This window comes from Chryseobacterium sp. S0630 (assembly GCF_024158915.1).
GTDB lineage: Bacteria > Bacteroidota > Bacteroidia > Flavobacteriales > Weeksellaceae > Chryseobacterium.
Genome location: NZ_JAMZGF010000073.1, coordinates 1 through 24355 on the forward strand (window position 1 = coordinate 1; position 24355 = coordinate 24355).

Here is a 24355-nt window from a genome sequence, read left to right on the forward strand (position 1 = left end):
TGAACCCGTACGTCCTTGCGGACACAGGATTTTAAGTCCTGCGTGTCTACCAGTTCCACCACCAGGGCATGGTGTGGGCAAAAAAAAAGATTCGAACCAGAGGTTCCAACCTTCTTAACGACTCTAAAAGAGAACTTTTAGAATAGTGCGGATGAAGGGACTCGAACCCCCACGCCTCACAGCACCAGATCCTAAGTCTGGCGTGGCTACCAATTACACCACATCCGCTGGTTTTGTTGATCTGAATACTCAGATTCAACCTGATTTCTTACAAATATAAGATTTTTATTTAAAGAACACTCTCTATTAAAACAAAAAACCCTCCGTAAGATATTACAGAGGGTCTTGTACCCCAGACGGGACTTGAACCCGTACGTCCTTGCGGACACAGGATTTTAAGTCCTGCGTGTCTACCAGTTCCACCACCAGGGCATGGTGTGGAGCGAAAAACGGGATTCGAACCCGCGACCCCAACCTTGGCAAGGTTGTGCTCTACCAGCTGAGCTATTTTCGCATAGTGCGGATGAAGGGACTCGAACCCCCACGCCTCACGGCACCAGATCCTAAGTCTGGCGTGGCTACCAATTACACCACATCCGCTGGTTTTTTATATTGTAAGTTTTAAAGAGCTTGCTTCGTTTTTGTGAGTGCAAATATAGGACAATTTCCTTTACTACCAAACTTTTCAAGAAAAAAAAATAAAATTTCCACATTTTTTTTTCATGCCTTCTTTTATTACATTTCATTTTCTTACTTTTACATCGTTAATATTTACGATATGGAATTACAAGGAACGGTAAAGAAACTTTTTGATGCTCAAACATTTGCGAGCGGGTTTCAAAAAAGAGAAATGGTTATTTTGACCCAGGAACAGTATCCACAGCCGATAAACATAGAATTTTTATCTGATAAAATCAGTTTATTAGATAACCTTAAAGAAGGAGAAAACGTAAAGGTAGGAATCAACATCAGAGGGAGAGAATGGGTTTCTCCTCAGGGTGAAACTAAATACTTCAACTCTATTACAGGGTGGAGAGTAGAGAAAGTTTTTGACAATGGTTCTGAACCTACTCAGGCAATGCCTCAGCAATCTGCATCTCCAGTTTCTAACGAGAATCCGTTTGCCGGAGATGACGATGATGATTTACCTTTCTAATTAAAGAATAAAGATCAAATATAAATCCTGCTTTTTGAAGTGGGATTTTTTTTCTAAAAATGGTCCGATTAGACGAAAACGAGATTTCATTTCCTGACCCAGAGCTGTATGAAGGTCATGAGGGAGTGGTTGCTTTTGGGGGCGACCTGTCCGTAGAACGTATTTGGTTTGCTTATCAGCTGGGCATTTTTCCATGGTACAATCCCGGAGAGGAAATCCTTTGGTGGTGTCCTGATCCAAGATTTGTTCTTATTCCTGAAGAATTAAAAGTCTCAAAATCAATGAGAAAAATCTTAAACAGGAATGTTTTTACTTTCTCTGAGAATAAGAATTTCAGAGAGGTGATCAGAAACTGCCAGCAGGCTACCCGAAAAGGGCAGTCGGGTACATGGCTTTCTGATGAACTGATGGATTCTTTTATCCAGCTTCATGAATATGGCTTAGCCAAAAGCATTGAAGTGTGGCAGGATGAAGAACTTGTAGGTGGCTTTTACGGATTGCAGATTGGAAATGTCTTCTGCGGAGAAAGTATGTTTGCTAAAGTAAGCAATGCCTCAAAAGCAGGGTTTATCAATTTTGTAGAAAGCAACAAGAACAACATTGAATTGATTGACTGTCAGTCACATACTGAACACCTGGAGAGTCTGGGAGCAAAAATGATTCCCAAAAAAGAATTTCTAAAAATCTTACACGAAAATAATGAACGCAGATAAAGAAAAGTGGGTTCTTCTGGTTATCCTGAGCATTATCTGGGGATCATCCTTTATTTTAATCAAAAAATCGCTGGAACATTTCAATCCGTTTCAGGTTGGATCTTTAAGGGTTCTTATTGCCGGCATTATTCTGCTTCCTGTTGCTATTTCCAATTACAAACTTTTCCCTAAAAAACATTTGAAATGGTTAATTCTGGCTGCTTTTACCGGGAATTTCATTCCGATGTTTCTGTTTCCGATTGCTGAAACCGAAATAAGCAGTAGTATTGCAGGGATTATCAACTCCATGATGCCCATTTTCGTCATTATTGTTGGAGCTTTGGTATGGAAGTTCGAAACAACAAAAAAACAAATTGTAGGCACGTTAATAAGCTTCACTGGAGTCTGTATTCTGGCTTTTGGTGGTGGAGACAGCGGAGAATTGAAAATGATCCCGATTCTGTTGCTTTTATTGGCTACTTTATGCTACGCAATGAGTACAACGACCGTGAAGTCTAAGCTGATGGAGGTATCTTCTACCGTTTTATCTGCTTTTGTTTTCTCATTTGTTTTATTACTGCCTTCCATTATTGCCTTAACAGGCACAGGATTCTTTTCAGAATTCAGCTTTTCAAAGGATAACCTGATGGGGCTTATGTTTGTCAGCCTTTTATCTGTTTTCGGAACCGGATTGGCAATGATGATGAATTATCGTTTATTGAAAGTTTCCTCTCCTCTTTTTGCTTCAACCGTCACTTTGGTAATGCCAATCGTTGCCATTATCTGGGGAATTATTGATGGTGAAAAACTCACTTATTTACAATTCATAGGAGCCGGAGTTATTATTGCCGGACTCATATTTTTAAGAACAAATCCAAAAAAATAAAATTATGTTATAAATTAAATTATATTTGGATGATTTAACTTATAACTATGAAAAAACTGCTACTTTTTGGGGCTATAGCCTTATCTACACTTTCTTGTTCCAACTCTGATGACACCCCTTTCGACAACAGTGATCCATCTAATCAAAGCGTAATTCTTCCCACGAAGATGACTATGGACGGTATTGTAATGAAAATCAATTACAACGGAACTAAAATCATTAGTATGATTAACAACATTAATCATGGACAAAGAGTGGAGTTCTCCTATACCGAAGATTATATTTTCGGGATTAAACATTATGAAAATAATGTTCTTGAAAGCGCTGTAGAATATGGATATTCTAATGGGCGAATGGCTTCAGCTATTATAAAGGAATATTCCACTACCGGAACTGTACAGAATACGGTTACATTTACTTATAACTATACCAGTAATACAGAAATCAATGTAAAAAGACAGACCAATTCAGGGACTGGAGGATCCTCTACCATTAACAGTGTATTTACGTACAGCAGTGGAAATATGGTAAGTAACGTAGGATCAGGAGCCGGAATCGTCAATGGAAATACAGTTAATTACACGGAAAAAGAGACTTATACCTATACTGATAAGAACTATCCTTTCAAAAATGTCAAAGGTTTTGACAAAATTATATTTAACGGAAATGAAAGCAGCGATGGGATAAGTATGCTATTTTCGAATATTAAGAACAGCTTAAGCACTTATAAAGGAGAGTTTACCAATACTACAGCCGGAGGAGGAACTGCTGCAGGAACAACCTCTCATAAGTATACAACAACGTTTAATACTGCGGGTTATCCATCTGAAGAAAGCAGACAGTCTCTTGATATGAACGGAAATGCAAATACCAGCGCTCCGGATAAATTTTTCTACGAATACAATTATCAATAAAAAAAACCTGCATTTCTGCAGGTTTTCTGTTATTTGTTAGAGAAATCTAGTTCTTTTTCTTCACTTTGCTGGCTTTGACCTTTTTCACTTCGTCTTTAATGAAAGGATATTTTTTCTGCATATCCTTAGCTAAAGAAGGATCAAGTTCCAATGCTTTCTGAAGAGATTCCATTCCTTTATCCTGGTCTTTCAGATTGTAAAAACAATTGCTCAACTGATAAAACAGCTCGGCTCTGTAATGTTTTTTAATGGCTCTGTTCAAGACTGTTACCGCGTCTTCATACTCTCCTACCAACATTAAAACTTCTGAATAGGCATACCAGTTGTAGAACCTTGAAGGCTCTGCATCCACCAGTTTTTTAAGACAGGAAAGACTTTCTTCAAACTTCCCTGAATCAATGAACAAAAATGCCAATCTCTTCTGATAGTCAAGATTATTTTCATTCAGCTGGGTAGCTTCTTTGGCATAATGCAATGCTTCAGACATTCCTCCCATTTCTTCATAAAGATAAGACTGCTCCATCATTGCAAGATAAAACTGAGGGTCTTCTCTCAATGATTTCTGGAATGCGTTTAAAGCTAAAATAGGCTGTTTTAAGGCCTTGTTGCATAATCCGATCTTATAGAAAGTAAATGCTTTTGTATATTCCAGCTCCAGCATTTCTTCATAAGTTTCGATGGCCTTCTGGTATTGTCCCAAAGCTTCATAACAAGCTGCTTTATTGGCATATACTCCTACAGAGTTTGAATTGATTGCCAATAAATAATCGTAGCCTCTTATCGCTTCATCATAATTTTTTCTGTTGAAATAGAATTGTCCGTATTCAAACCATGCAGTTTCAGAATAAGGGAATTCATCTAAATATTCATTAAGAAAGGCAATAGCCTCCTCACTCTTATTCAGGTCACTGAAACACACCATACAGTTTTCCAACGAATATTCATCCGTAGGATCTTCCTTCAGTGCTTTTCTGTAATGTTTAAGAGCGTTAAAAGGATCTCCAAGATTCACATATTCATCCGCAATAAAGTTGTGGAGAAAGTTTTCTTCTTCCTCTAATGTTAAAGCTTTTTTGCAGATTTCAATGGATTTTCTGGGATTTCCTAAGTTCGAATAATACTTGGCGTAGCAAACCAAAAAGTCTGTATGCTCCATAGAAGCGCCTTTCAGCTCGTCAATAAGTTCTTTCGCCGTATTATACTCTTCCCACTCCAGAAGGATTTCAAGTCTTTTGATCTTAATATCCAACGAATTAGGGTGAAGCTTGAGTCCGTAATTAACAGCCATGTCAGCGTAATTAAAATCACCAAGCTCCAAATAATAAACAATAATGTCTTCTAGCTCTTCGGTATCGAAGTAGAATTCGTCATTGTTTTCCATCATTTCCTCGAACTTTTTTACAAGTTCATTTCCAAAATACTCTTCCAATAGTGTCCTCTTTGTCGGCCCAACGCTTGAATTTGCTTACAAACCTCGGCAAACGTTTAGTTAATAATACATCTGAAACTGATATTCAAATATTTATGCAAAGTTGCAACTTTTTTTTGAATATTCCATTTCATAAATTTCTATTATAAAAATAGTAAAAAAAGAAAACCGATAAAAGGATTGTGGATAAAAAAACGGAAATTGGGGTTAAATTCTTATGACAAGGCGTTTTCCGCTTTCTATCTCAGCGTTCCATATCGTTTCGATATTTTTTATATCCACTTCTTGTGTTTCCATTTTAATTTTTCCTTCAACTGCTGCCTGAAACATTTCAGGGATAATTTCTGAAAATAGAAGTGCTGATTCTTCTTTTGTCCAGCTTCCCAATCCTGATCCTGAAATCTGAATATCAGTTCCTCTGAGGATCTGTGAAGACAGCTGAATGGTATCACCACTCATTCCTCCTATAGTTACCAGCTTTGTCTGATGAGAAAAGGTTCCGTCTCCTTTGAAAGCAGACAAGATCATTTCTACAGAATGTCCCCAGATATAATCTATGATAATATCTATCGGTGTTTCCTGATGAATTTCTTTTATTTTTTGCTTAAAATCTTGATCATTCAGTTTTAGAGAAACGACCTCATCAGCACCCAGCTCAAGTAAAGACTGCAAAGATTCTTCATTTCTTCCGGTAACAATAATCTTCTGTGCTCCATATAGTCTGGCAATCTGAACGGCAATTCTTCCTGTAATTCCTGTTGCTCCATTAATCAGGACAGTATTTCCAGTCTGTATTCCTGCCTTGAACTTTAATGCCATAGCAGATCCCATAACAGCGTTTGGTAATGCAGCAGCCAGAGAAAAATCCAGTTCTTCAGGAATTGGGATGATCATCTTTTTATCGGCTGCAGCCTTTTCAGAGACTGTTCCTTTTTTGCTGAAAAAATAAACCTTATTTCCGTTTTCAAGATATCCTGCTCCATCAGTTCCTATAACCGTTGGCTGGTGTTCCTGGTTTTCTGTGGAATAGTGATTTCCTCCTGCTCTGGCTCTGTCTAGATTTTTAATCGATGCGGCTTTTACTGAAACCAAAATTTCGTTTTCCTGTACTTCCGGCTCTTGGAAATCTGCATATTGAGGAATGCTTCCTTTTTCAAATACTACTGCTGCTTTCATTCTTTTAATTTTTATACAAAATTAGGCGGGAAGAAGGTTGCGAAGCGATAACATTTGTTATGAGTTTTGGATTTTGGGAAAGGATGATGGAAGTGGGAAGCCGGGAGTTTATAAAGCCGGTAATAGAGTTAACAAACGCAGCGTTCGCAAGGAAACAAGATATTCTTTGCGTGCATCGCGTTTAAAATTTAATAGAACAAGTCCGAAGTTATAGATTATCGCTTGAAACCTACAGCTTGTGACTTCCATCTTCCAACCTCTTAAAGTCTTTCTTTCAATATTTTGCTTTTGATTCTGCTGAGATGTACAGTAGTAATTCCAAGATAGGAAGCAATGTAATGCTGGGGAACTCTTTTAATAATTTCGGGCTTTTGTTTGACCAGATTCAGATATCGTTGCTGCGGAGTATCTTTAATGAATGAAAAGAAATGTTTCATATAGTCGAATACCCTTTCGAAAAGAGCATCCATAAAAAGATTTCTAAGTTCGGAGTTTTCGTAGACTTCTTCCAGGAAGACATCCACATCAGGTTTATTGATTTTGTATAAAATACAGGGTTCTATAGTCTCAAACGAAACCATGCCAGGCAAGCCTTTTTTAAAGCTTTCAAGGGAAGAAAACATTGTATTTTCAAGAAAAAACTGGAAGGTAACGTCTTTTCCGTCATTATTATACCAGGCTCTAACGATGCCTTTTTCAATATAGTAAGCATTGTAGGAAATTTCACCTTCTTTTAAAAGCAAAGTTTTGGCAGGGACTTCCATGCGCTGGAAACTGCCCAGAAATTTTCTCCACTTTTCTTTAGGGAAAGGAAATTTGTTTTTAATATGTTCAAACATTTCTGGTATAAAAAAAGAACGGACTGTTTGTCCGTTCTTCCTGTATTTTTAGATTAAACTCTTGATTTTAGCAATGATATCATCTCCTAACTGATCTGCCTCTTCCTGAGATTTAGCTTCAGTATAAATTCTGATGATTGGCTCTGTATTGGATTTTCTAAGGTGAACCCAATTGTTTTCAAAGTCTATTTTAACACCATCTACTGTAGAAACTTCTTCATTCTGATATTCCTGCTCCATTTTGCTTAAGATAGCGTCTACATCAATCTCCGGTGTAAGCTCTATTTTCTTTTTACCCATGAAATAGCTTGGATATCCGGCTCTTAATTCAGAAACAGTCTTGTTTTCTTTAGCTAAATGTGTTAAAAATAAAGCAACTCCTACTAAAGAATCTCTTCCATAATGTAATTCAGGGTAGATAATTCCTCCGTTTCCTTCTCCTCCGATCACAGCATTTTTCTCTTTCATCAAAGTAACTACGTTTACTTCTCCTACAGCACTTGCGAAATATTCTGAATTGTGAGTCTGTGCTACATCTCTCAAGGCACGGCTTGAAGAAAGATTGGAAATTGCTACTCCATTTTTATTTTTCAACAGGTAATCAGCAACGGCTACCAGTGTATATTCCTCCCCGAACATTTCTCCTTTTTCATCAATAAGAGCTAATCTGTCTACATCCGGATCTACTACAACTCCTAGGTCAGCATTTTCTTTTTTCACCAGTTCACAGATATCTCCCAAATGTTCTTTCAAAGGTTCAGGATTGTGTGGGAAATGTCCTGTAGGTTCACAATATAATTTGATGGTTTCACAACCTAATTTATCTAAAAGCATTGGGATAGCAATTCCTCCTGTAGAGTTTACAGCATCAAGAACTACTTTAAAATTCTTCGCTTTGATTGCTTCAACATCTACCATTGGTAAATCCAGGATCTGCTGAATATGGATATCAAAAGCATCGTCTCTTGTTTCATATTTTCCAAGATCATCTACTTCTGCATAATTGAAATCTTCACTTTCTGCCAAAGCCAATACTTCAGTACCATTTTCACCTGTGATGAATTCTCCTTTTTCGTTTAAGAGTTTAAGGGCATTCCATTGTTTTGGGTTATGAGAAGCAGTAAGAATAATTCCTCCGTCGGCATTCAGTTCAGGAACCATTATTTCAACGGTAGGAGTTGTAGAAAGCCCAAGGTCAACTACATTAATTCCCAATCCCTGCAATGTAGCTGTTACTAAAGAAGAAACCATCTGACCAGAAATTCTGGCGTCTCTTCCGATAATTAGGGTAAGATCTTTTTTGTTTTTATTATTTTGAAGCCAAGTTCCGAATGCAGATGCGAATTTTACCACATCCAGTGGTGTTAAGTTATCATTTACTTTTCCACCAATGGTTCCGCGAATTCCGGAAATAGATTTTATTAATGACATGATGTTTTTACTTTTATTTTGTTCTTTCTAAGTTTTCCAACACAAAGATACTTAAAAGACCCTTCAACTTATAGAACGGGAATCTTTTTTTGAATTTTATCATAGGTATTTTTCACAACTTTCGGAGGAGCAAAACGATACCCAATATATAACAGTCCATAGAGATTATTATTTTCTACAGTCTGATTGTTTTTCTGGTCATAGGCATAGGTTTTAAAATTCATTTTTCCTCCGAATAAAAACCGGTCCGTATTATAACCTATATGAAGCCCTCCCTGCATTCTTATGGTAGCATACTGGGCATTTTCTTTTGATCCTCCGTTCTGAAAATCTCTGTAACTGGAGAATTTCCCTCCAATTCCGAGGGCCAGGTAAGGGGAAATATTGACATTCTTCCCAATAACCCAATTATAGAAATATCCAATATTCCCTCCGATATTATATTGGGTCTCTTTGCTTTTTACTCCGTCAATTGTATTTCTGAAAACGGTAAGGTCATAATCCAAAAAAGGGACCCAGCTTCCACAGCTTTTATATTGCCATTCGCCTTGGGTATAGATACTTCTTGCTGAAAAATTTTTATTGAGAACATAAGACGTAGATCCACCAAAAGTCTGCACTCTTAAATCCGGAAACTTAATGTAGGGATCTCTTCCTTCCTGCCATTCGGGGGACAGATCTTTCATGTTTTCCACATAAAAGCCTTTTACATTTTTATAATAGACATTCTGAATGAATCTTCCAGGAAAAAATCTGAAACTTAAATCGGTATAAGAACTTTTCCCTTTCAATTCTTCATCATTATTTCCATCTAAAAATCGGGGTGCAAATGATATTGTTGCACTTATTATTCTATAATCTATGGAAAAGGAAGTTTTCGTTTTGTTGTTGATGGACAGAATTGTCTCGTTGACATTCTTCCCATCTCCTTCTGAAAAAACATAGCTTTCAATATTGGTATCAAGATTCACACGAATCATCACCTGGTCTGCATAAGACTTGGTATTTGCGGTATCTGACTGTGCTTTTACCTGAAGAGCTGATAAAGAAAATAATACGAGTAATCCTGCCTTTAAAAAATTCAAATCGAATAATTTATATTAGAAAAATGAAATTACTATATTTTTTTCAATTATCCGATAAACCCAATGTTAAGAACAGCCGCAATCTTTATCGCAGTTGGTTCTTTTGGAGCTGAATTTCTTTGGCGCGAAATTCTTTTTAAGTACTTTGAATAAAGAGTAACAGGCAAATGTTACAATTAAGGCAATAAGTACGTACTGAATAATTAATGATGAGTCCATTACTTTAAAATCTGATATACTATCATCGACACAAAATATGCCAAACCTGTCATCATGATTACCTGAAAGCCGGTCCATTTCCAGCTTTTGGTTTCTCTGTAGACTACTGCAAGTGTAGAAACACACTGCATTGCAAATGCGTAGAAAAGAAGAACCGAAATTCCGGTTGCAAAACTGAAGACTTTTTCGCCGTTGGGTTTTACGTCTCTTCTCATTTTATCAATTACTTTCACTTCGGGAGCATCATCTTCCAGGCTATAAAGGGTAGACATTGTTCCTACAAAAACTTCTCTTGCTACAAAGCTTGTAAGGATTCCTACACCCATTTTCCAGTCGTAACCAAGTGGAGCAATTACAGGTTCTATTCCTTTACCCATCTTAGCAAGGTAAGAATGGTCTAAGTGAACATCTGCAGCCACAAATTCGTTTGTTTTCTGGCTTGGCCCGAAATAGCTTAAAAACCAGATGATGATACTTACGATGAAAATTATTTTTCCGGCTCCGGTAATAAAGTCCCATACTTTTCCTAAAACCATTTTAAAGTCATATCCGAAAAGTGGTTTTTTATAGGCTGGAAGATCCATTACGAGATACGTTTTTCCTTTACTTTTAATAAATCTTTTAAGGATTGCTGCAGAGAATAAAGCGACTAAGAAGCCAAGGAGATACATTCCCATCAAGACCAGTGCTTTATATTTGATTCCTAGAAATGTTCCTTCTGAGATAATCAGTCCGATAATGATACTGTAAACCGGAAGTCTCGCAGAACATGTCATAAATGGTGTTACCAATATCGTAAGCAATCTTTCTTTTACATTCTCAATATTTCTTGTAGAGATCACCGCCGGGATGGCACAGGCCGTTCCTGATACAAGGGGAACGATACTTTTTCCGTTAAGTCCGAAAGGGCGAAGCAATCTGTCCATCAGGAATACCACTCTTGCCATATATCCTGAATCTTCTAATAAGTAAAGGAAATACAACAGAATTCCGATCTGTGGTGCAAAAACTACAATTCCTCCTATTCCCGGAACAATTCCATTTGAAATCAATGAATTAATTGGTCCTTCCGGAAGATGTTCATTGGAGAATGCTGCCAACCATGAGAAGGTCTCTTCGATCCAGTTCATAGGGTATTCCGCAAGAAAGAAAACACTTTGGAATATTACTAATAAGATCGCTAAAAAGACTACATAACCCCAGAATTTATGAACTAAAACTTTATCCAGTTTTTCCGTTAATAATTCTTTGAACTGAGCTTTTTTAGAAATGACATCAGCCAGTATTTTGTCTACATTCTGATATCTTCTTACGGTTTCCTGAACCTGAAGTCTTTTCGGCACTAAGCTTTTAGAATCAGCATCATTGAGCTGTTCCATTACTGAGCCAATTCTTCCAAGATCTGTTCCCAGTGAGAGGCTCATCCAAGCTTTATATTCATTGTCGAAACCTTTATGTGCTGCCAGTTTCTGAATAAAATCTCTATGCTCGTTGGGTGTTTCAAAAGAAAGGGTATTTGTTTTTACAAATTCGTTGTTGTAAACAGCTTCTCTTACTGCATCAATCCCGATTTGTTCTTTGGCATTGGTCTGAATAATTTTAATGCCTAGTGCTTCAGAAAATTTTTGAATATCAATAGTAATTCCTCTTCTTTCAGCCTGGTCAATCTGATTGACAATCAAAATTGTAGGAATACCAAGGTCCTGAATCTGCTGAAACAGCAGCAATCCTCTTTTTAAGCTTAATGCTTCAAGAATATAAACAACTCCTGCGTAGTTTTTCTGCTCATCAATAAGGTATTTGGAAAAAATGGCCTCATCTTCTGAGCTAGGGTATACACTATAGGAACCCGGAAGGTCAATAACCTCCACTTCCTCATTTTTATAAGTATAATTCCCTGAGTGGCTTGCTACGGTAACGCCGGCATAGTTTCCTGTCTTTTGCTTTTTGTTGCAAAGCGTATTAAAAACTGTTGACTTTCCTACATTAGGATTTCCGACTAAAAGTATCTGTTTTTTCTTGTTTTCCTGCATTAATTCAATTCTTCAACAATGATGTAATCTCCTTCTTCCTCACGAAGAGCAATCCGGCTTTTTTCTGCTCCAAACTCCACATACATAGGCCCATTGAATGGTGCCTGATACAAAATTCTGAAAGTAGTTTCCGGAAGAAGTCCCATTTCAATGATTTTATTGGGCATTTTCAGATGGTCATTATCATACCCCAATATCTTCCCCATTTTGTTTTTAGGGAATCCACTTAATTTATGTAATCCTTTCTCTTTCAAAGCCTAATTTTTAGTCCTGCAAATATACGCTATTTAAATTTAATCTAAATAACGTTTTGAGACAAAAGAAATCAACCCAAACACATTGCTGTATCTGGGTTGATTCAAAATATAATTTAGTTGATATGAATGCTTATTTTTTCTTCTTATCAGAAGCTTGTTCTTTTTCTATGGGATTATCATTGGATCCGAAGAAGTCTTTCACCTGCTTTTCCAGTCTTTTCATGAAGTCTCCTACTGTTCCGTCTGTTCCTGGCATTGGTCTGCTCATATTTTCTGCAGTCATGTAAGGTCTTGATTCTGCGAACGGATCTGCTTTGTATCCCTCGTAAGATTTCAGGAATTTTTCTTTGGATGTAGGTGTTACAGTATTGCTCATCATTCCCATCTTAGCATTGATCTTATCGGCATATGATAATTCATCATAGTTTTCGATTTTTTTATTTCCGCTCAATTGCCATGAATAGTTTTTATCAGCATCTTCTATTTTTACAATCAGACCAGGAAGTCCTTTAAATTTATAAGGTCCATCCTGAAAAGGAATATCAGAACTAAACCAGGCTGTCCACTTTCTTCCTCCAAATTCTGTAGTTGCTTTCTGAGCATTGTATGCACCTACTTTTTCTTTATCTGGTAAAATACTCCATTGTAATTTCGGTTCGTCCTCGTAGGAGAATAGGTTTCTACTGATTCTATCTACATACTGAACCTTCATGTCCGGATAGCTTTTGATAATTTTATAAGAGAATTTTGGCCACTTTATAAATTTGGTCATATCCTTGAAAGACTTGGTTTTCTCCATTTCTTCTATCTGAACTTTAATGATAGAATCCTGAGCCGGCATTGTATAATCCTGATAGATTGATTTCTTAGGGGTAATATCAAGAATAGTAATGATCTTATCCATTCTTGCCGAATCTTTCTTCGGCTTAAAAGTCAGTTCATAAAAGAAACGGTTTGCTGTTTCTTTAGATTCCTGAGCTCCTGCAAATGCAAAAAGAGCAATAAGAAATATGGAGAATAACTTTTTCATTGTAGCAAGTTTTATATAATTAGTAATCACTTGTCTTCTTTTGTTACAGTTTTACTGAAATTTTATTTTCCGAGAAAAAAATTCATCTACTTCAGATGGCCCATGATTAAAAAATTATGATTCTCTTAAAACAGTTTCATTTTTAAAACACTTACCTTTAAGTTTCTAAAAAACAAAATATTATGGATACCTTATCTCAATTAAAATCCGAACTGGAGGGAGAGTTCCAAACCACAAAAAAATTTATTGAACTATTCCCTGATGGAAAAAACGATTATGCTCCGCATGAAAAAAGTATGAAACTGATGCCACTTGCCACCCATCTTGTTGAAGTTTTTGAATGGCCAAACACTATTTTGAAAACTTCTGAGTTGGATTTTGCAAAAGGAGACTATAAACCTACCATTCTTTCTACAAGAGATGATCTCATAAAAAAACTGGAAGATGATTATCAGTCTGCAAAAACAGCATTGGAAAACAGTACAGAAGACGATCTGAATCCCAGCTGGACGATTAAAAATGATGGCCATGAACTGGCAAGCTGGAGCAAATATGGTGCAATACGACATGCTTTAAACCAAATCACTCATCACAGGGCTCAATTGGGAGTATATTACAGACTAAACAATATTCCTTTGCCGGGAAGCTATGGGCCTTCAGCAGACCAGCAAAGCTTTTAATTTTAATACATCATTATATCTCAACAAAAAACCAATCCGGATGGATTGGTTTTTATATTATTTAAAGTTGAATTTTACAGTAAACATCACTTGACTAGGACGAAGTTGAATTCTGCTGTATGTTGTTGCTGTTGCATTTACATCATATGTTTCAAAAACCTTTCTGTTCGCAATGTTCATCCATTTAATTTCAAAATCAACTTTCTTTTTTGCCCATGAAAATTGATACGAAATATCATAAAAAGCATTATTGTAGCTTTGATTTACATTACTGCTATTTACCTGATCCCAATTAAATCCTATCGTATGGTTTTCTAAAGGATAAAAGAATGCCGCCAGGTTATGATTATATCCGTTTCTTTTGCTTTTACCATTAAGTTCGGAAATGAAACTTGTATTGGTCTGTTTGGTTATAGAAATACTACCATTATAATCCAAACTCATCCAGCTGAAGTATGTATTATTCAATTTAAAGCCAAAAGACTGGCTATTATTTTCACTTGCATATGCTCCCTTATTCAGATAGGCATCAGAACGGGAAGTATTATTACTATAGCTTACTGAGGCATTTGTTTTAAACTTTGGAAAATATTTTCCTACTTCTGCACTATATACATTACTTATTGCATGATTATCTTGTTCTCTATAATGTCCAATAATAAATCCTTCATTATTTCTCTCCGGATCAGAAATAAGGTTTCTTTTGCTGTCACTGAATCTATAATTAATATTAAAGAACAAATTATTAAGTGGATTTCTATATTCCAATCTTGTTCCGGTAGATTTACTATTATTTTGTGGTATTGGATTTTGAGGATCCATAACATTTATACCATTTGGAGACTGCATTAAAAATCCTGCATAAGCGGTATTTACATCTCCAAAGTTGTTATTGATATTCCCATTTACGGATGCCTTCCAAAATGAAGCAAATGAATATTGCAAGAAAATATTAGGTTCAAAAGTGATCTTATTTACAGATTTAGAAACGTTTCTTGTTGGATCATCTGCTTTAATATTGTTGGAGTTCACAGGAAGATTGGCAAAAAGCATCCATGATTCACTTTTATAATTTACCCCAAGGCTTCCATAAGGTGTAGCTATGGAATAAGAAAGATCGTTATTATACTTTTCTCCATATTCAAGATATTGTCCTGCCTGAAGGTTTGTTAATGTAGAATTAAGAGCTGTTGTCTTATAATTGAACCCTATTTCAGGTGTAAATGTCCATCCTTTTGCAGAAAATCCAACATTAGCAGAATGATTGGCTTCAAAAGTTTTTAATCTGAAATTCTGTCGCACCATTTCAGCATTGGCACCTGGCGTAAATCCAGGAATCTCAAGGTATGAAGCAGGTGTCACATCCAACGTTTGTCTATCAGTTTGATAATTGATAAATGATTTAACATTAACCATTTTTTCCTTCCATGGGATTATCGTACTTAATGAGTTTTGGAAAGATGATGTAGGAGATTCCAAAGCTTCTTCTCCATGTCTGCTTGAAGTATTAGCAGATGTACTGTTTCTATCTGCTAACGCTCTATCTGCATTCCAGAATTGAGAAAAGCTGGTCGTATTTTTAAAAAATCCTTTCTTGGCATTTTTCGTGAAAATTAATTCTCCTTTTGCTTTATCTGTATAAAAATTATTCAGGATATTTTGGATAACAGTAGATTCCCCCGATGTAGGTGTTGCAAAATAATTTTTCTGAGTATAACCTTCCCTATTTACCACATTATTTGTATAGTTTGCACTGGCTTTTAATTCCCATTCCTTCTTCTTATCAATGTTTACTAAATAATTGGCTGACAGATAATGAACATTATTCATTAAGTATCTCTTTACCGGTAGATCAGGAGTCGTTGCATTTTCTACGTTTAGCCAGCTATTTTGACCAGCATTAATTCTTCTACCTTCCCACCCGTTTCCGAATGCTAAAATATTCCCTTCATTTTCCACCTGCTCACCCATGTTATTGGTTTTATAATTGACAACCCATTGGCTTTTTTGTCCGAAAAACATGGGTGTTAATTTTACATTCCAAAGCCATGGATCTCCAAATCCGGTTCCTACTTCTCCTCTTCCAGTCATCGTAACAGAATTTTTCAGCTTAATATTGATGGCGGCCTGGTCTGAAGGTACTTTATCCTGAAGGATTTTTACCGGCTGGTGGTTCTCCAGAACTTCTACTTTCTGTACGGCATCTTTAGGAAGAGAGTTGTTGATGGTACCGTAGCCACCTTCCATCAGGTCTTTTCCGTTGACGTAGAATTTATTGATGGCATTTCCCTGGTATAGAATTGTTCCGTCTTTGTTTACTTCAATTCCCGGAATCTTTTTCATTACATCCGCAAGGGTTCTGTCATTTTTACTATTGAAAGCCTTAAGATCGTAAGAAATGGTGTCTCCTCTTGCGGTGATCATTTTGGTTTTCAGCTGTACTTCTTTAATTTCTGTAGCTTCAGACTGCATTTTAAAGTTCAGAGTCTGATCACTGTTATTAATTTGCTTGGTAAGAGGTTTCTGATTGAATGCTTTTACTTTCAGATCCACATTGGATTCAGCGGATGTAAAAGTTATTTTATATTCTCCTTTGGAATTTGTAATGGCATAAGCAAGAATAGCATCTTTACCGGGCTCTTCTATGGTTACACTGGCGCTTGGTATTGCTACCCCGTCATCATCAGTAATTTTTCCTGAAACCGTTTTCTGTGCAAAAGTAAGCACAGTAAAGAAAAGCATCAGAAATAAAGAAATATTTTTTTTCATACTTATTATTTGCTCAATTAGTTAATCATTATAGTTTTTTGTTACACTTTTTATAAAGATGAATTTTATAGTTAAAGGTTAAATGAATATCACTACAAACATAGTGATAATTTTCAAACTTTTGATTTTCCTTTGAAAAAAGAAATCTTTTTAAGTAGATTCACAACCTTCTTACCCGTCTTTGCGAATATTTATTTTATCATAAAATCATGTTTGGCATAAAAAATTTGCAAAAGAAGTGAGTGATTTATTTTTTGATTTTTGTAACATAATCTGAATAGATTTTGTCTTATTGATTAGATAAGAGAACAATTTTAACAAGAAGCTAAGAAATTAGTAATCTTACTTATTCTAAATAGGAAAATCTGATTTGAATCATAGATTAAAAAAAAATTAAACGCTATCTCATCAATATATATTTAATAATTTTGTAACATAAAATTTATAAAATGGGAATAATTTTAAAGCCTATAGATGTTGTAGATGACATTTCGAAAGAAGAATTCTACGAAAAATATCTGAAGCCAAGAAGGCCCGTTGTCATCAAAAATATGGCAAAAAAATGGCCTGCTTACCAAAAATGGACGATGGAATATATGAAGGAGGTTGTAGGAGATGTGGAGGTCCCGCTATATGACAGTTCAAAGGCAGATCCTTCTGCTCCCATCAATGCATCAGCCGCAACAATGAAGTTTGGAGATTATATAGATCTTATCCAGCGAGAGCCTACTGATCTTAGAATTTTCCTCTTCGACCCCATAAAATACGCTCCTAAACTTCTGGAAGATTATATTTCTCCTAAAGAATTAATGGGGGGCTTCCTTGATAAATACCCAAATATGTTCTTTGGAGGAAAAGGTTCTGTAACCTTCCTTCACTTCGATATCGATATGGCTCATATTTTCCATACCCATTTCAACGGAAGAAAACATATTCTTCTTTTTGATTATAAATGGAGAGAAAGACTTTATCAGATTCCGTATGCAACCTATGCCCTGGAAGATTATGATATTGAAAACCCTGATTTCACAAAGTTCCCGGCGCTGGATGGCGTAGAAGGAATTGAATGCTATCTTGAACATGGTGATACCTTATTCATGCCTACCGGATGGTGGCACTGGATGAAATATCTGGACGGAAGTTTCTCTATTTCTTTAAGAGCATGGGACAAATCATGGGCAGTAAAAGCACATTCTCTATGGAATCTTACTGTACAGCGTAAGTTTGACGACATTATGAAGTCAAATTTTAAAAAAAACTACATGGATTGGAAAGAGAAAATGGCAGTTAAAAGAGCAGAAATGGCCTTGAAAAGAGGATTACCAAGATAATAAAAAAGACGTTTCACTTGAAACGTCTTTTTTTATTTTATTTACTCAATATCAATAATTTACAACACTCTATAAATAGGATACTGCCTGAATGTCTTTTCTTCAAAATAAGGTGAATGCCTGTAGATCCAGTCTAGTTGTGCTGTACCGTCTTCAGACAGTTTTTGATCAGAAATTTTAGCTGCTTCAAAGGTTTCTTTCAGCTTTTTATCCTTTTTCAAAAGTTCAGCTGCTGTATCTTCAAAGATATAAGCAGAATAGTATTCTTTCTGTGCCAGGATTCCATCAAAGAAATTCCAATTAAAAAAAGAGTCTAAAGCCTCAGGTTCAAGGGTTTCTATAATGTATTTTACACCAGACTGATTGGTTGAAACCAGATAATCTCCGGCTGTAAATACCCTATTTTTCTGTGTAGCCTCAACTGTAGTTTCAAAATGCAGATAATGTCCTTCATAAGGGTTTTTAACGGTTTTAAAATCTTTAATTTTATAAGACTCAACCGCTAAAGTACTGTCTTTCTGTATCGGTTTCATCTGAATATTATTTCTTTTAAATTCTTCAATCACACGGTACTGCGACTGCGGAACTACGTAATATTTTGGAATGGTAATATATCCCGTTGGAACAGCCGTCGTAAAGAGTTTTATATTCTTTGTAAAAGGCTTATTTCTGTCATAATACAACCTTGGTTTTCCCGAAACTTCACTCGGTTTATATTTTCCTTCATAGCCTTTAAAATCCATAGTAGAGAACTTCGTAGAGTCTATTTTCCAACGGATTCCGTATTGTTTTCCGGACTGATATTGTTTTAAATTCTCTATACGAAGCTGCTTTATTTTTTGATAATCTTTATCCAAATTCTGCAGGTTGACCAGCATATATTTGTAAGTGGCATCTACCCTTTTATCATACGGTTTCAGCATATGGGTTTCGGGAACAGTTCCCAAAGAATTAAAAAGGGAAGTATATCCTGTGGAATATCTCGGAGAGTCTTCAAATGAAGCAAATCCTACTTCCGGAATATCTCCGTGAATATTGACGTAGGGAGTACTTTCATACCCCAGCTTTTTCATATCTTCAAGATTTTTAGCCTGATAATCATTGTAGAAATAATTTCCAAGGGTATTTCCCAGACGTTCTTTAAACGTAGAAATATAGGTGAATGTATATTGATAATCTGCTCCGTTGCTGACATGGTTGTCAATGAAAACATCCGGTTTTAACCACTGATAGATTTCCTGAAAGCTTCTGGCATTTTTAGAATCTGCCTTGATAAAATCTCTGTTCAGGTCATAATTTCTGGCATTTCCTCTGAAACCATACTGTTCAGGACCATTTTGATTGGCTCTTGAGTAAGAACCTCTGTTGAGCATTCCACTTACATTATAGGCAGAAATAGCGGCAATAATAAAGTTTTGTGGAGTTTTGATCTTTTTAGTGGCAAGATCTCTCATCAGCATCATGGTTGCATCAATTCCGTCCGGTTCTCCAGGGTGAATCCCATTATTAACGAAGAGGACGGCTTTGTCTTTTCTTAATTTTTCAAGATCTTTTTCAGGAAAAGGGTTATAAACTGCCACATAAATGGGTTTTCCGTTGTCATCTTCTCCTTTTTTAAGGTATTGAATGGTATTGAAATTTTTCGCCAGATCCTGATAATAGCTGTTCATTTCATCGTAGGTAACCGTCTGATTTCCATTCCCTTTTTCAAAAGGAGTCTGAAATGATTTTTGAGCTAAAAACAAGGTAGAACTTAGGGTGAATAAAAGATATTTCAGTTTCATTGAAGTCGTATTTTCAGACTTTAAAAGTAGTTATCTTTTAGGAGAAATGAGAATATGTTGATGGGTAAAATGTTTTTAAAATAGAAACCTAATAGGTTTTCAAAACCTGTTAGGTTTGTTCTTGGTAGTATTAATTTCTGCCTTTTTCTTTAGGATATAAGGACGGAAGCGGATCACTTTGCCAGAATTGCTTGGAGTCAATATCCATGATGGATAAAGATCCGGTATAGGCTGCTCCGGTATCCATATTCCAGATATTGGCTTTAATGGCTGGTATTTTGATCCCAATATCCAGCGTTGGCGTATGTCCGATGAATATTTCTTTATACAAAAGCAGTCTTTTGGGATATAATTCAGAATTTTTCGATAGTTTTTTATCCATTGCCACAGCAGTTTCCCAAAGCGTTCTGTCCCATCGGTAATTACTGGAGTACACTTCTTTTTCAGGACCGTGCATGGAAGCGTATCCCGCATGAATAAACAACCGGTTCTGATCGTCGATATGATAGTTTTTCATCCTTTGAAAGAATTCGAGATGAATATCCAGGTCTTCAAGGGAATAATCAGCATAACTTTCTACTGTACTTTTTCCTCCGTTGAAAAGCCATACATCGGGTTTTTGTCCAAAACTCAACCAGTCTTCACACCATGCATCATGGTTTCCTTTGATGAAAATACATTCCTGTTTTTCGGAAAGTTCCAGTAAAAACTGTATGATTTGTGAAGATTCGCTCCATCCATCTACATAATCTCCGAGGAAGATCAGCCGATCATTTTCGGTCACTCCTGCTCTTTCAAGAACCTGCAACAAGGCTTTAAATCCTCCGTGGATGTCTCCTATGACTAACGTTCTGCTCATTTTATTTTGAAATATATTTTGCATCCACAAAATCTGTGAGCCAAACTCCATTTGCAGACTGGTAAAAAGATAATCCTTCCTGATGCATTGTTCCGGTTCTGATGGTCAGAATCACAGGTTTGCCGTGTCTCATTCCGACCTTTGTAGCAGTCTCTTTATCAGCACTTAAGTGTACATGCTGACGTGTTCTTTTTTCAATTCCTTTTTCTAAAATGGAAGAAATATTGGCTTCTGCTGTTCCATGGTACAGAAATTCCGGAGGCTGCTTGGCTTCCAAAGCCAGATCGATATCAATAGAATGGCCCTGGCTTGCTCTGATCATGGTTTTATCTTCGTTAAAAGCAAAACGCTTTTTATTATTGGTTTCTACTACCTCATCTAATTCTTCGGGAGTAAAATATATTCTTCTTTTGGCTGACTTTATTCTCAGCTCTTCTACATCTGCCCAGCCATTTTCATCCAGTATAAGTCCTATACTTTCCGGCTGATGCCTCAAAATCAGGCTTAAAAATTTACTTATCTTTTTCTTTTCTATTTCGTTCATGGTTTGCATTTTAATTCATTAATTTTTGGTGTAATTTTTCACACAATGCTTCAATATCATCCTTTCTCACCAACTCTGTAATCCATTCTTTCGGAATATTTTCATATCCATAATAAATTCCGGCAATACCTCCGGTGATGGCTCCTGTGGTATCGGTATCTTCTCCCAGATTGACAGCTTTTAAAACTGCTTCTGAGTAGCTTTCCGAGTTTAAAAAACACCATAGTGAAGCTTCCAGGCTGTGAAGAACGTATCCGCCACTCTTAATTTCATCTTCAGGATATCCGGAAATATTATTCTTTAAAATTCTACTGAAAAGTTCAATTTCATTTGGATTAAAACCCTGTTCTTCAGCATATTTCAATGCAGTATTTTGTGTATGCGTATATGCTTCTCTTTTGCTCTTTCCTTTCAACAATTGAATGGCAAAAATGACATAGATGAAACAGGCAAAAACAGAACGGAAATGCCCGTGAGTTATCGCCGAAACCTCTCTTACTGTAAAATATATTTTCTGAATATCCTCTTCATTTTCAAGATAAAAGACAAGGGGAAGGATTCTCATTAAAGAACCATTCCCGTTGTCTTCTTCAAAAATATTTCCTGAAAATTTAGCACTTTCACCTTTGATTAATCTTGCCAGAGCATGTCTTGTAGTTCCTCCGATATCGAAAAGCCTTCCATGGGCAGTCCAATGACCATATTTATTCCACTTCACAAAACTTTGTCCGATTTTTTCCAGATTGTAACCTTTGGTAAGTTCTTCTGCAAGGCAAAGTGTAAGAGAACTGTCATCACTCCAGGTTCCTTTGGGTTGATTCCAGGACATATATTCCAACATTTTTGTTACCGGATTTCTTTTCAGGTCTTCCCTTTTTTTAAATTCTACCGGAACTCCAAGTGCATCTCCAATACAGACACCCATAATTCCTGCTTTTACTTTGTTTTCCATCAGGCAAGATTCACCAGTTTATCAAATAATAATTTCATTCCCTTCGTAGCTGTTTCCTTCATGACTACGGCTCTCTGTCCATATCCGAATCCTGTTTCATGAGGATTGATGACGATTAAAAGGCAGTCGTCTTTGATATCATGAATCAGTCCGGCAGCAGGATAAACCTGCAACGAAGTTCCGATTACCAGCAGAATATCTGATTCTTTTACAATTTCTCTTGCCGTTTGATACAAAGGAACATCTTCACCAAACCAAACGATAAAAGGTCTTAATTGAGCTCCGTCTTCTGCCTGATCTCCTATTTTAATATCATCTTTTTGTTCATAAATCAGGCTTTTATTATTACTCGAACATGATTTGAACAATTCTCCGTGAATATGAAGGATGTTGGTAGATCCTGCTCTTTCGTGAAGATCATCAATATTCTGGGTAATGATCTGGACATCGAAATGTTTTTCCAGCTCAGCCAGCAATTGATGCGCTTCGTTGGGTTGTACTTCATGCAGCTGTCGTCTTCTCTGATTGTAAAATTCAAGGACTAAGGCTCTGTCTTTTTTCCATCCTTCCGGACTTGCTACATCTGTTACATTATGATTTTCCCAGAGACCGTCTCCGTCTCTGAAGGTTTTTATTCCGCTTTCGGCACTGATTCCTGCACCGCTTAATATGGTTAGTTTTTTCATTGGTTTTTAATTTTTTCTTTTACATTCTGAAAAATAATAATGATCAAAATGATGATAAAAACAGGAATTAGTAATATCCATACTAAAATATCTCTTACTCCTATGGCTTCTTTTATTCTAAATTTTTCTTTCGTTTTATAGTTAATAAAATCTACAAAATTTTCTTTATTCGTAAGCTCTTTATCATATCCCAACCAGTCAAAATTTGTGATAAAGTCTCCAAAAATATACAGATCGGGAGATTTAGGATGTGATAAATTGAAAAAATAAAAGGTTTCAAAATCCTGCCCAACCAAAGGTTCATATTCAATATTATACTGAAAACAAAAAAGACTTTCAGTGCTCAGTAAGTCTCTTTGCTTCAAAGCTTCTTTCAATTGACTTTGGTATTTTTTCAGCTTTACAATATCATTTTCCACAGGGAAAACATTTGATTTTTTTCCAGCATGTTGAAGATAATAAATATAATTTTCAGGAAACTGCAGATTCAATTCTTTCTGAAAAAAAGCAATTTCTTCATTTTCCAATCCCACGTTAGGATCTTCAGGCTGATCTACGAATCTGAAATTATATTTTTTCACTTTTAAGACATTCTTTTATATTAAATTGAGTTTTTTATTTAAACCCTCATCATCAAATAATAAAGGTTTTTCTTCAGGAATGCTCAGATTATCTAAATCATCATTCAGTACAAACTGATATTGCTCTGCCACAAAATCTGAAATATTTTCAATGAGAAGAATATCATCCTTAGCAAAAGTCCGAATAAATTCATTCCGTAAACCAATCTGTATGGCTCTTCGTTCCAGTTTATTTCCAAAAGGATCATGATCCGGATCCCACTGCAGCCTTACTGAAGATTCTTTTATGTGCTTCTGCCACTCATCTCTGGAAATCCCAAAACTTGTATTGTAAGAAGAATATACGGCATTTTCCAGATATTTTATGAAAGCTTCTTTCTTCAAATGAATAGCCAGAACGCTTTCCTGACCTTCTTTTCTCCCCCAGCCATTTCTGTACATCATCCAAAGAAAATTTGGTTTTATCCAGGTCATTCTTTCCAAACTAAAACTTCCGCCAAAGAATTGATTCTTCACTGCAAATTCTCCAATTTCCTTTCTATAGGACTGATACACTACAATCTTTTCATCATCATATTGAGCCATGATGTGATATCCTTGTCCAGGCCAGTCTTGTAATTGTTCTTTATATTTTTTTAGCTTGATTTTCATTGTATTTCTTCAAATGGTTTCAGCATTTCTTCTTTCTTGGTAAGCACTGCGAAAACCACTCTTTTAAATTTATTTTTATATTTCCCCTGAAGATGTTTCCTGAATAATCCTGCAATTTCTTTTGGATCATTTTTGAAAACACCGCATCCCCAGGCTCCTAAAATCAGAACTTCATTTCCCTGATGTAAGGCCATTGAGAGCATTTTATCCATTCTAAGATCCATTGCATCGAGAATTTCATGTGCTCTTTCCGGTTCCTGACGTTTTACCACACCTGCATTGACTGCCGGAGAAGTGATGAAATTACACAGAACAGGCTTAGGAAGCAATTCTCCCTTATCTTTCCTGAAAACAGGAACTTTAGGACTGTA

Annotated in this window: 23 protein-coding genes and 4 tRNA genes; 6 read left to right on the plus strand and 21 right to left on the minus strand. The window is 36.1% G+C overall.

Translation table 11 applies throughout. The features are described from left to right. Window positions 1–146 precede the first annotated feature (146 nt). The 4 genes from NK356_RS21545 to NK356_RS21560 form a co-directional block, all read right to left on the minus strand. Window positions 147–228: transfer RNA gene (locus tag NK356_RS21545), tRNA-Leu, on the minus strand. Between the two features lie 120 nt (window positions 229–348). Continuing rightward, window positions 349–432 (minus strand) — tRNA-Leu (locus NK356_RS21550). 6 nt (window positions 433–438) lie between these two features. After that, window positions 439–514, minus strand: a tRNA-Gly gene (locus tag NK356_RS21555). A 4-nt stretch (window positions 515–518) separates the two neighbouring features. Then, window positions 519–600 (minus strand) — tRNA-Leu (locus NK356_RS21560). Window positions 601–778: 178 nt separating this feature from the next. Here NK356_RS21560 and NK356_RS21565 point away from each other — a divergent pair. From NK356_RS21565 to NK356_RS21580, 4 genes are read left to right on the plus strand one after another with little or no spacing between them, the layout of a single operon-like run. Next, window positions 779–1156: a DUF3127 domain-containing protein gene (locus NK356_RS21565; protein WP_034694219.1), complete on the plus strand. Its 378-nt coding sequence runs from the start codon at window positions 779–781 to the stop codon at window positions 1154–1156. 59 nt (window positions 1157–1215) lie between these two features. Continuing rightward, complete coding sequence (aat, locus tag NK356_RS21570; RefSeq protein ID WP_253318023.1) at window positions 1216–1869, plus strand: leucyl/phenylalanyl-tRNA--protein transferase; 654 nt, start codon at window positions 1216–1218, stop codon at window positions 1867–1869. Further along, window positions 1856–2734 carry a DMT family transporter gene (locus tag NK356_RS21575; RefSeq protein WP_253318024.1) on the plus strand — a complete coding sequence of 293 codons (879 nt, stop codon included), beginning with the start codon at window positions 1856–1858 and terminating at the stop codon, window positions 2732–2734. The genes aat and NK356_RS21575 overlap by 14 nt, the downstream gene beginning before the upstream one ends. Before the next feature lie 47 nt (window positions 2735–2781). After that, window positions 2782–3648, plus strand: coding sequence for a hypothetical protein (locus NK356_RS21580; RefSeq protein ID WP_253318025.1), 867 nt, complete (start codon window positions 2782–2784; stop codon window positions 3646–3648). 46 nt (window positions 3649–3694) lie between these two features. Here the strand turns inward: NK356_RS21580 and NK356_RS21585 are convergent, their stop codons facing one another. The 8 genes from NK356_RS21585 to NK356_RS21620 form a co-directional block, all read right to left on the minus strand. Next, window positions 3695–5077, minus strand: coding sequence for a tetratricopeptide repeat protein (locus tag NK356_RS21585; protein ID WP_253318026.1), 1383 nt, complete (start codon window positions 5075–5077; stop codon window positions 3695–3697). A gap of 207 nt (window positions 5078–5284) precedes the next feature. Next, complete coding sequence (locus tag NK356_RS21590) at window positions 5285–6253, minus strand: zinc-binding alcohol dehydrogenase family protein (protein WP_253318027.1); 969 nt, start codon at window positions 6251–6253, stop codon at window positions 5285–5287. 260 nt (window positions 6254–6513) lie between these two features. Next, complete coding sequence (locus tag NK356_RS21595) at window positions 6514–7092, minus strand: Crp/Fnr family transcriptional regulator (RefSeq protein WP_253318028.1); 579 nt, start codon at window positions 7090–7092, stop codon at window positions 6514–6516. A gap of 48 nt (window positions 7093–7140) precedes the next feature. Beyond that, window positions 7141–8523: a phosphoglucosamine mutase gene (gene glmM / locus NK356_RS21600; protein WP_253318029.1), complete on the minus strand. Its 1383-nt coding sequence runs from the start codon at window positions 8521–8523 to the stop codon at window positions 7141–7143. Between the two features lie 68 nt (window positions 8524–8591). Next, on the minus strand, window positions 8592–9608 hold the full coding sequence (locus NK356_RS21605; protein WP_253318030.1) for a DUF4421 family protein: 1017 nt from the start codon (window positions 9606–9608) through the stop codon (window positions 8592–8594). Window positions 9609–9826: 218 nt separating this feature from the next. After that, on the minus strand, window positions 9827–11860 hold the full coding sequence (gene feoB / locus NK356_RS21610) for a ferrous iron transport protein B (protein ID WP_253318031.1): 2034 nt from the start codon (window positions 11858–11860) through the stop codon (window positions 9827–9829). After that, window positions 11860–12114, minus strand: coding sequence for a FeoA family protein (locus tag NK356_RS21615; protein WP_034693968.1), 255 nt, complete (start codon window positions 12112–12114; stop codon window positions 11860–11862). The genes feoB and NK356_RS21615 overlap by 1 nt, the downstream gene beginning before the upstream one ends. A gap of 133 nt (window positions 12115–12247) precedes the next feature. Further along, window positions 12248–13147 carry a GLPGLI family protein gene (locus tag NK356_RS21620; protein ID WP_034693969.1) on the minus strand — a complete coding sequence of 300 codons (900 nt, stop codon included), beginning with the start codon at window positions 13145–13147 and terminating at the stop codon, window positions 12248–12250. A 182-nt stretch (window positions 13148–13329) separates the two neighbouring features. Here NK356_RS21620 and NK356_RS21625 point away from each other — a divergent pair, with 182 nt between their 5' ends. Next, window positions 13330–13827: a DinB family protein gene (locus tag NK356_RS21625; RefSeq protein ID WP_034693971.1), complete on the plus strand. Its 498-nt coding sequence runs from the start codon at window positions 13330–13332 to the stop codon at window positions 13825–13827. Between the two features lie 57 nt (window positions 13828–13884). Here the strand turns inward: NK356_RS21625 and NK356_RS21630 are convergent, their stop codons facing one another. Further along, on the minus strand, window positions 13885–16596 hold the full coding sequence (locus tag NK356_RS21630) for a carboxypeptidase regulatory-like domain-containing protein (RefSeq protein WP_253318032.1): 2712 nt from the start codon (window positions 16594–16596) through the stop codon (window positions 13885–13887). 449 nt (window positions 16597–17045) lie between these two features. Between NK356_RS21630 and NK356_RS21635 the strand changes: the two genes are divergently transcribed. Next, window positions 17046–17927 (plus strand): cupin-like domain-containing protein, encoded by an 882-nt coding sequence (locus tag NK356_RS21635; RefSeq protein ID WP_253318033.1) that lies wholly within the window; start codon window positions 17046–17048, stop codon window positions 17925–17927. 59 nt (window positions 17928–17986) lie between these two features. Here NK356_RS21635 and NK356_RS21640 read toward each other — a convergent pair whose 3' ends face one another. The 8 genes from NK356_RS21640 to NK356_RS21675 all read right to left on the minus strand — a co-directional run. Continuing rightward, window positions 17987–19711 carry a hypothetical protein gene (locus tag NK356_RS21640; protein ID WP_253318034.1) on the minus strand — a complete coding sequence of 575 codons (1725 nt, stop codon included), beginning with the start codon at window positions 19709–19711 and terminating at the stop codon, window positions 17987–17989. A gap of 130 nt (window positions 19712–19841) precedes the next feature. Then, window positions 19842–20570 carry a metallophosphoesterase family protein gene (locus tag NK356_RS21645; protein WP_253318035.1) on the minus strand — a complete coding sequence of 243 codons (729 nt, stop codon included), beginning with the start codon at window positions 20568–20570 and terminating at the stop codon, window positions 19842–19844. A 1-nt stretch (window position 20571) separates the two neighbouring features. After that, window positions 20572–21114: an RNA 2'-phosphotransferase gene (locus NK356_RS21650; RefSeq protein WP_253318036.1), complete on the minus strand. Its 543-nt coding sequence runs from the start codon at window positions 21112–21114 to the stop codon at window positions 20572–20574. A 10-nt stretch (window positions 21115–21124) separates the two neighbouring features. Then, a complete protein-coding gene (locus NK356_RS21655) occupies window positions 21125–22066 on the minus strand; it encodes an ADP-ribosylglycohydrolase family protein (RefSeq protein WP_253318037.1) in 942 nt (313 codons plus the stop codon). Then, complete coding sequence (locus NK356_RS21660; protein ID WP_034693985.1) at window positions 22066–22752, minus strand: NAD-dependent deacylase; 687 nt, start codon at window positions 22750–22752, stop codon at window positions 22066–22068. Before NK356_RS21660 ends, NK356_RS21655 begins: the two co-directional genes overlap by 1 nt. Continuing rightward, window positions 22749–23333, minus strand: coding sequence for a hypothetical protein (locus NK356_RS21665; protein WP_034693989.1), 585 nt, complete (start codon window positions 23331–23333; stop codon window positions 22749–22751). The genes NK356_RS21660 and NK356_RS21665 overlap by 4 nt, the downstream gene beginning before the upstream one ends. A 15-nt stretch (window positions 23334–23348) precedes the next feature. Next, the gene (locus NK356_RS21670) at window positions 23349–23984 is read right to left on the minus strand and encodes a DUF4291 domain-containing protein (protein ID WP_253318038.1); all 636 of its coding nucleotides are present in this window, start codon (window positions 23982–23984) and stop codon (window positions 23349–23351) included. Then, a partial coding sequence (locus NK356_RS21675) for a TIGR02452 family protein (RefSeq protein WP_253318039.1) occupies window positions 23981–24355 on the minus strand: 375 nt, incomplete at its 5' end. The genes NK356_RS21675 and NK356_RS21670, both read right to left, overlap by 4 nt.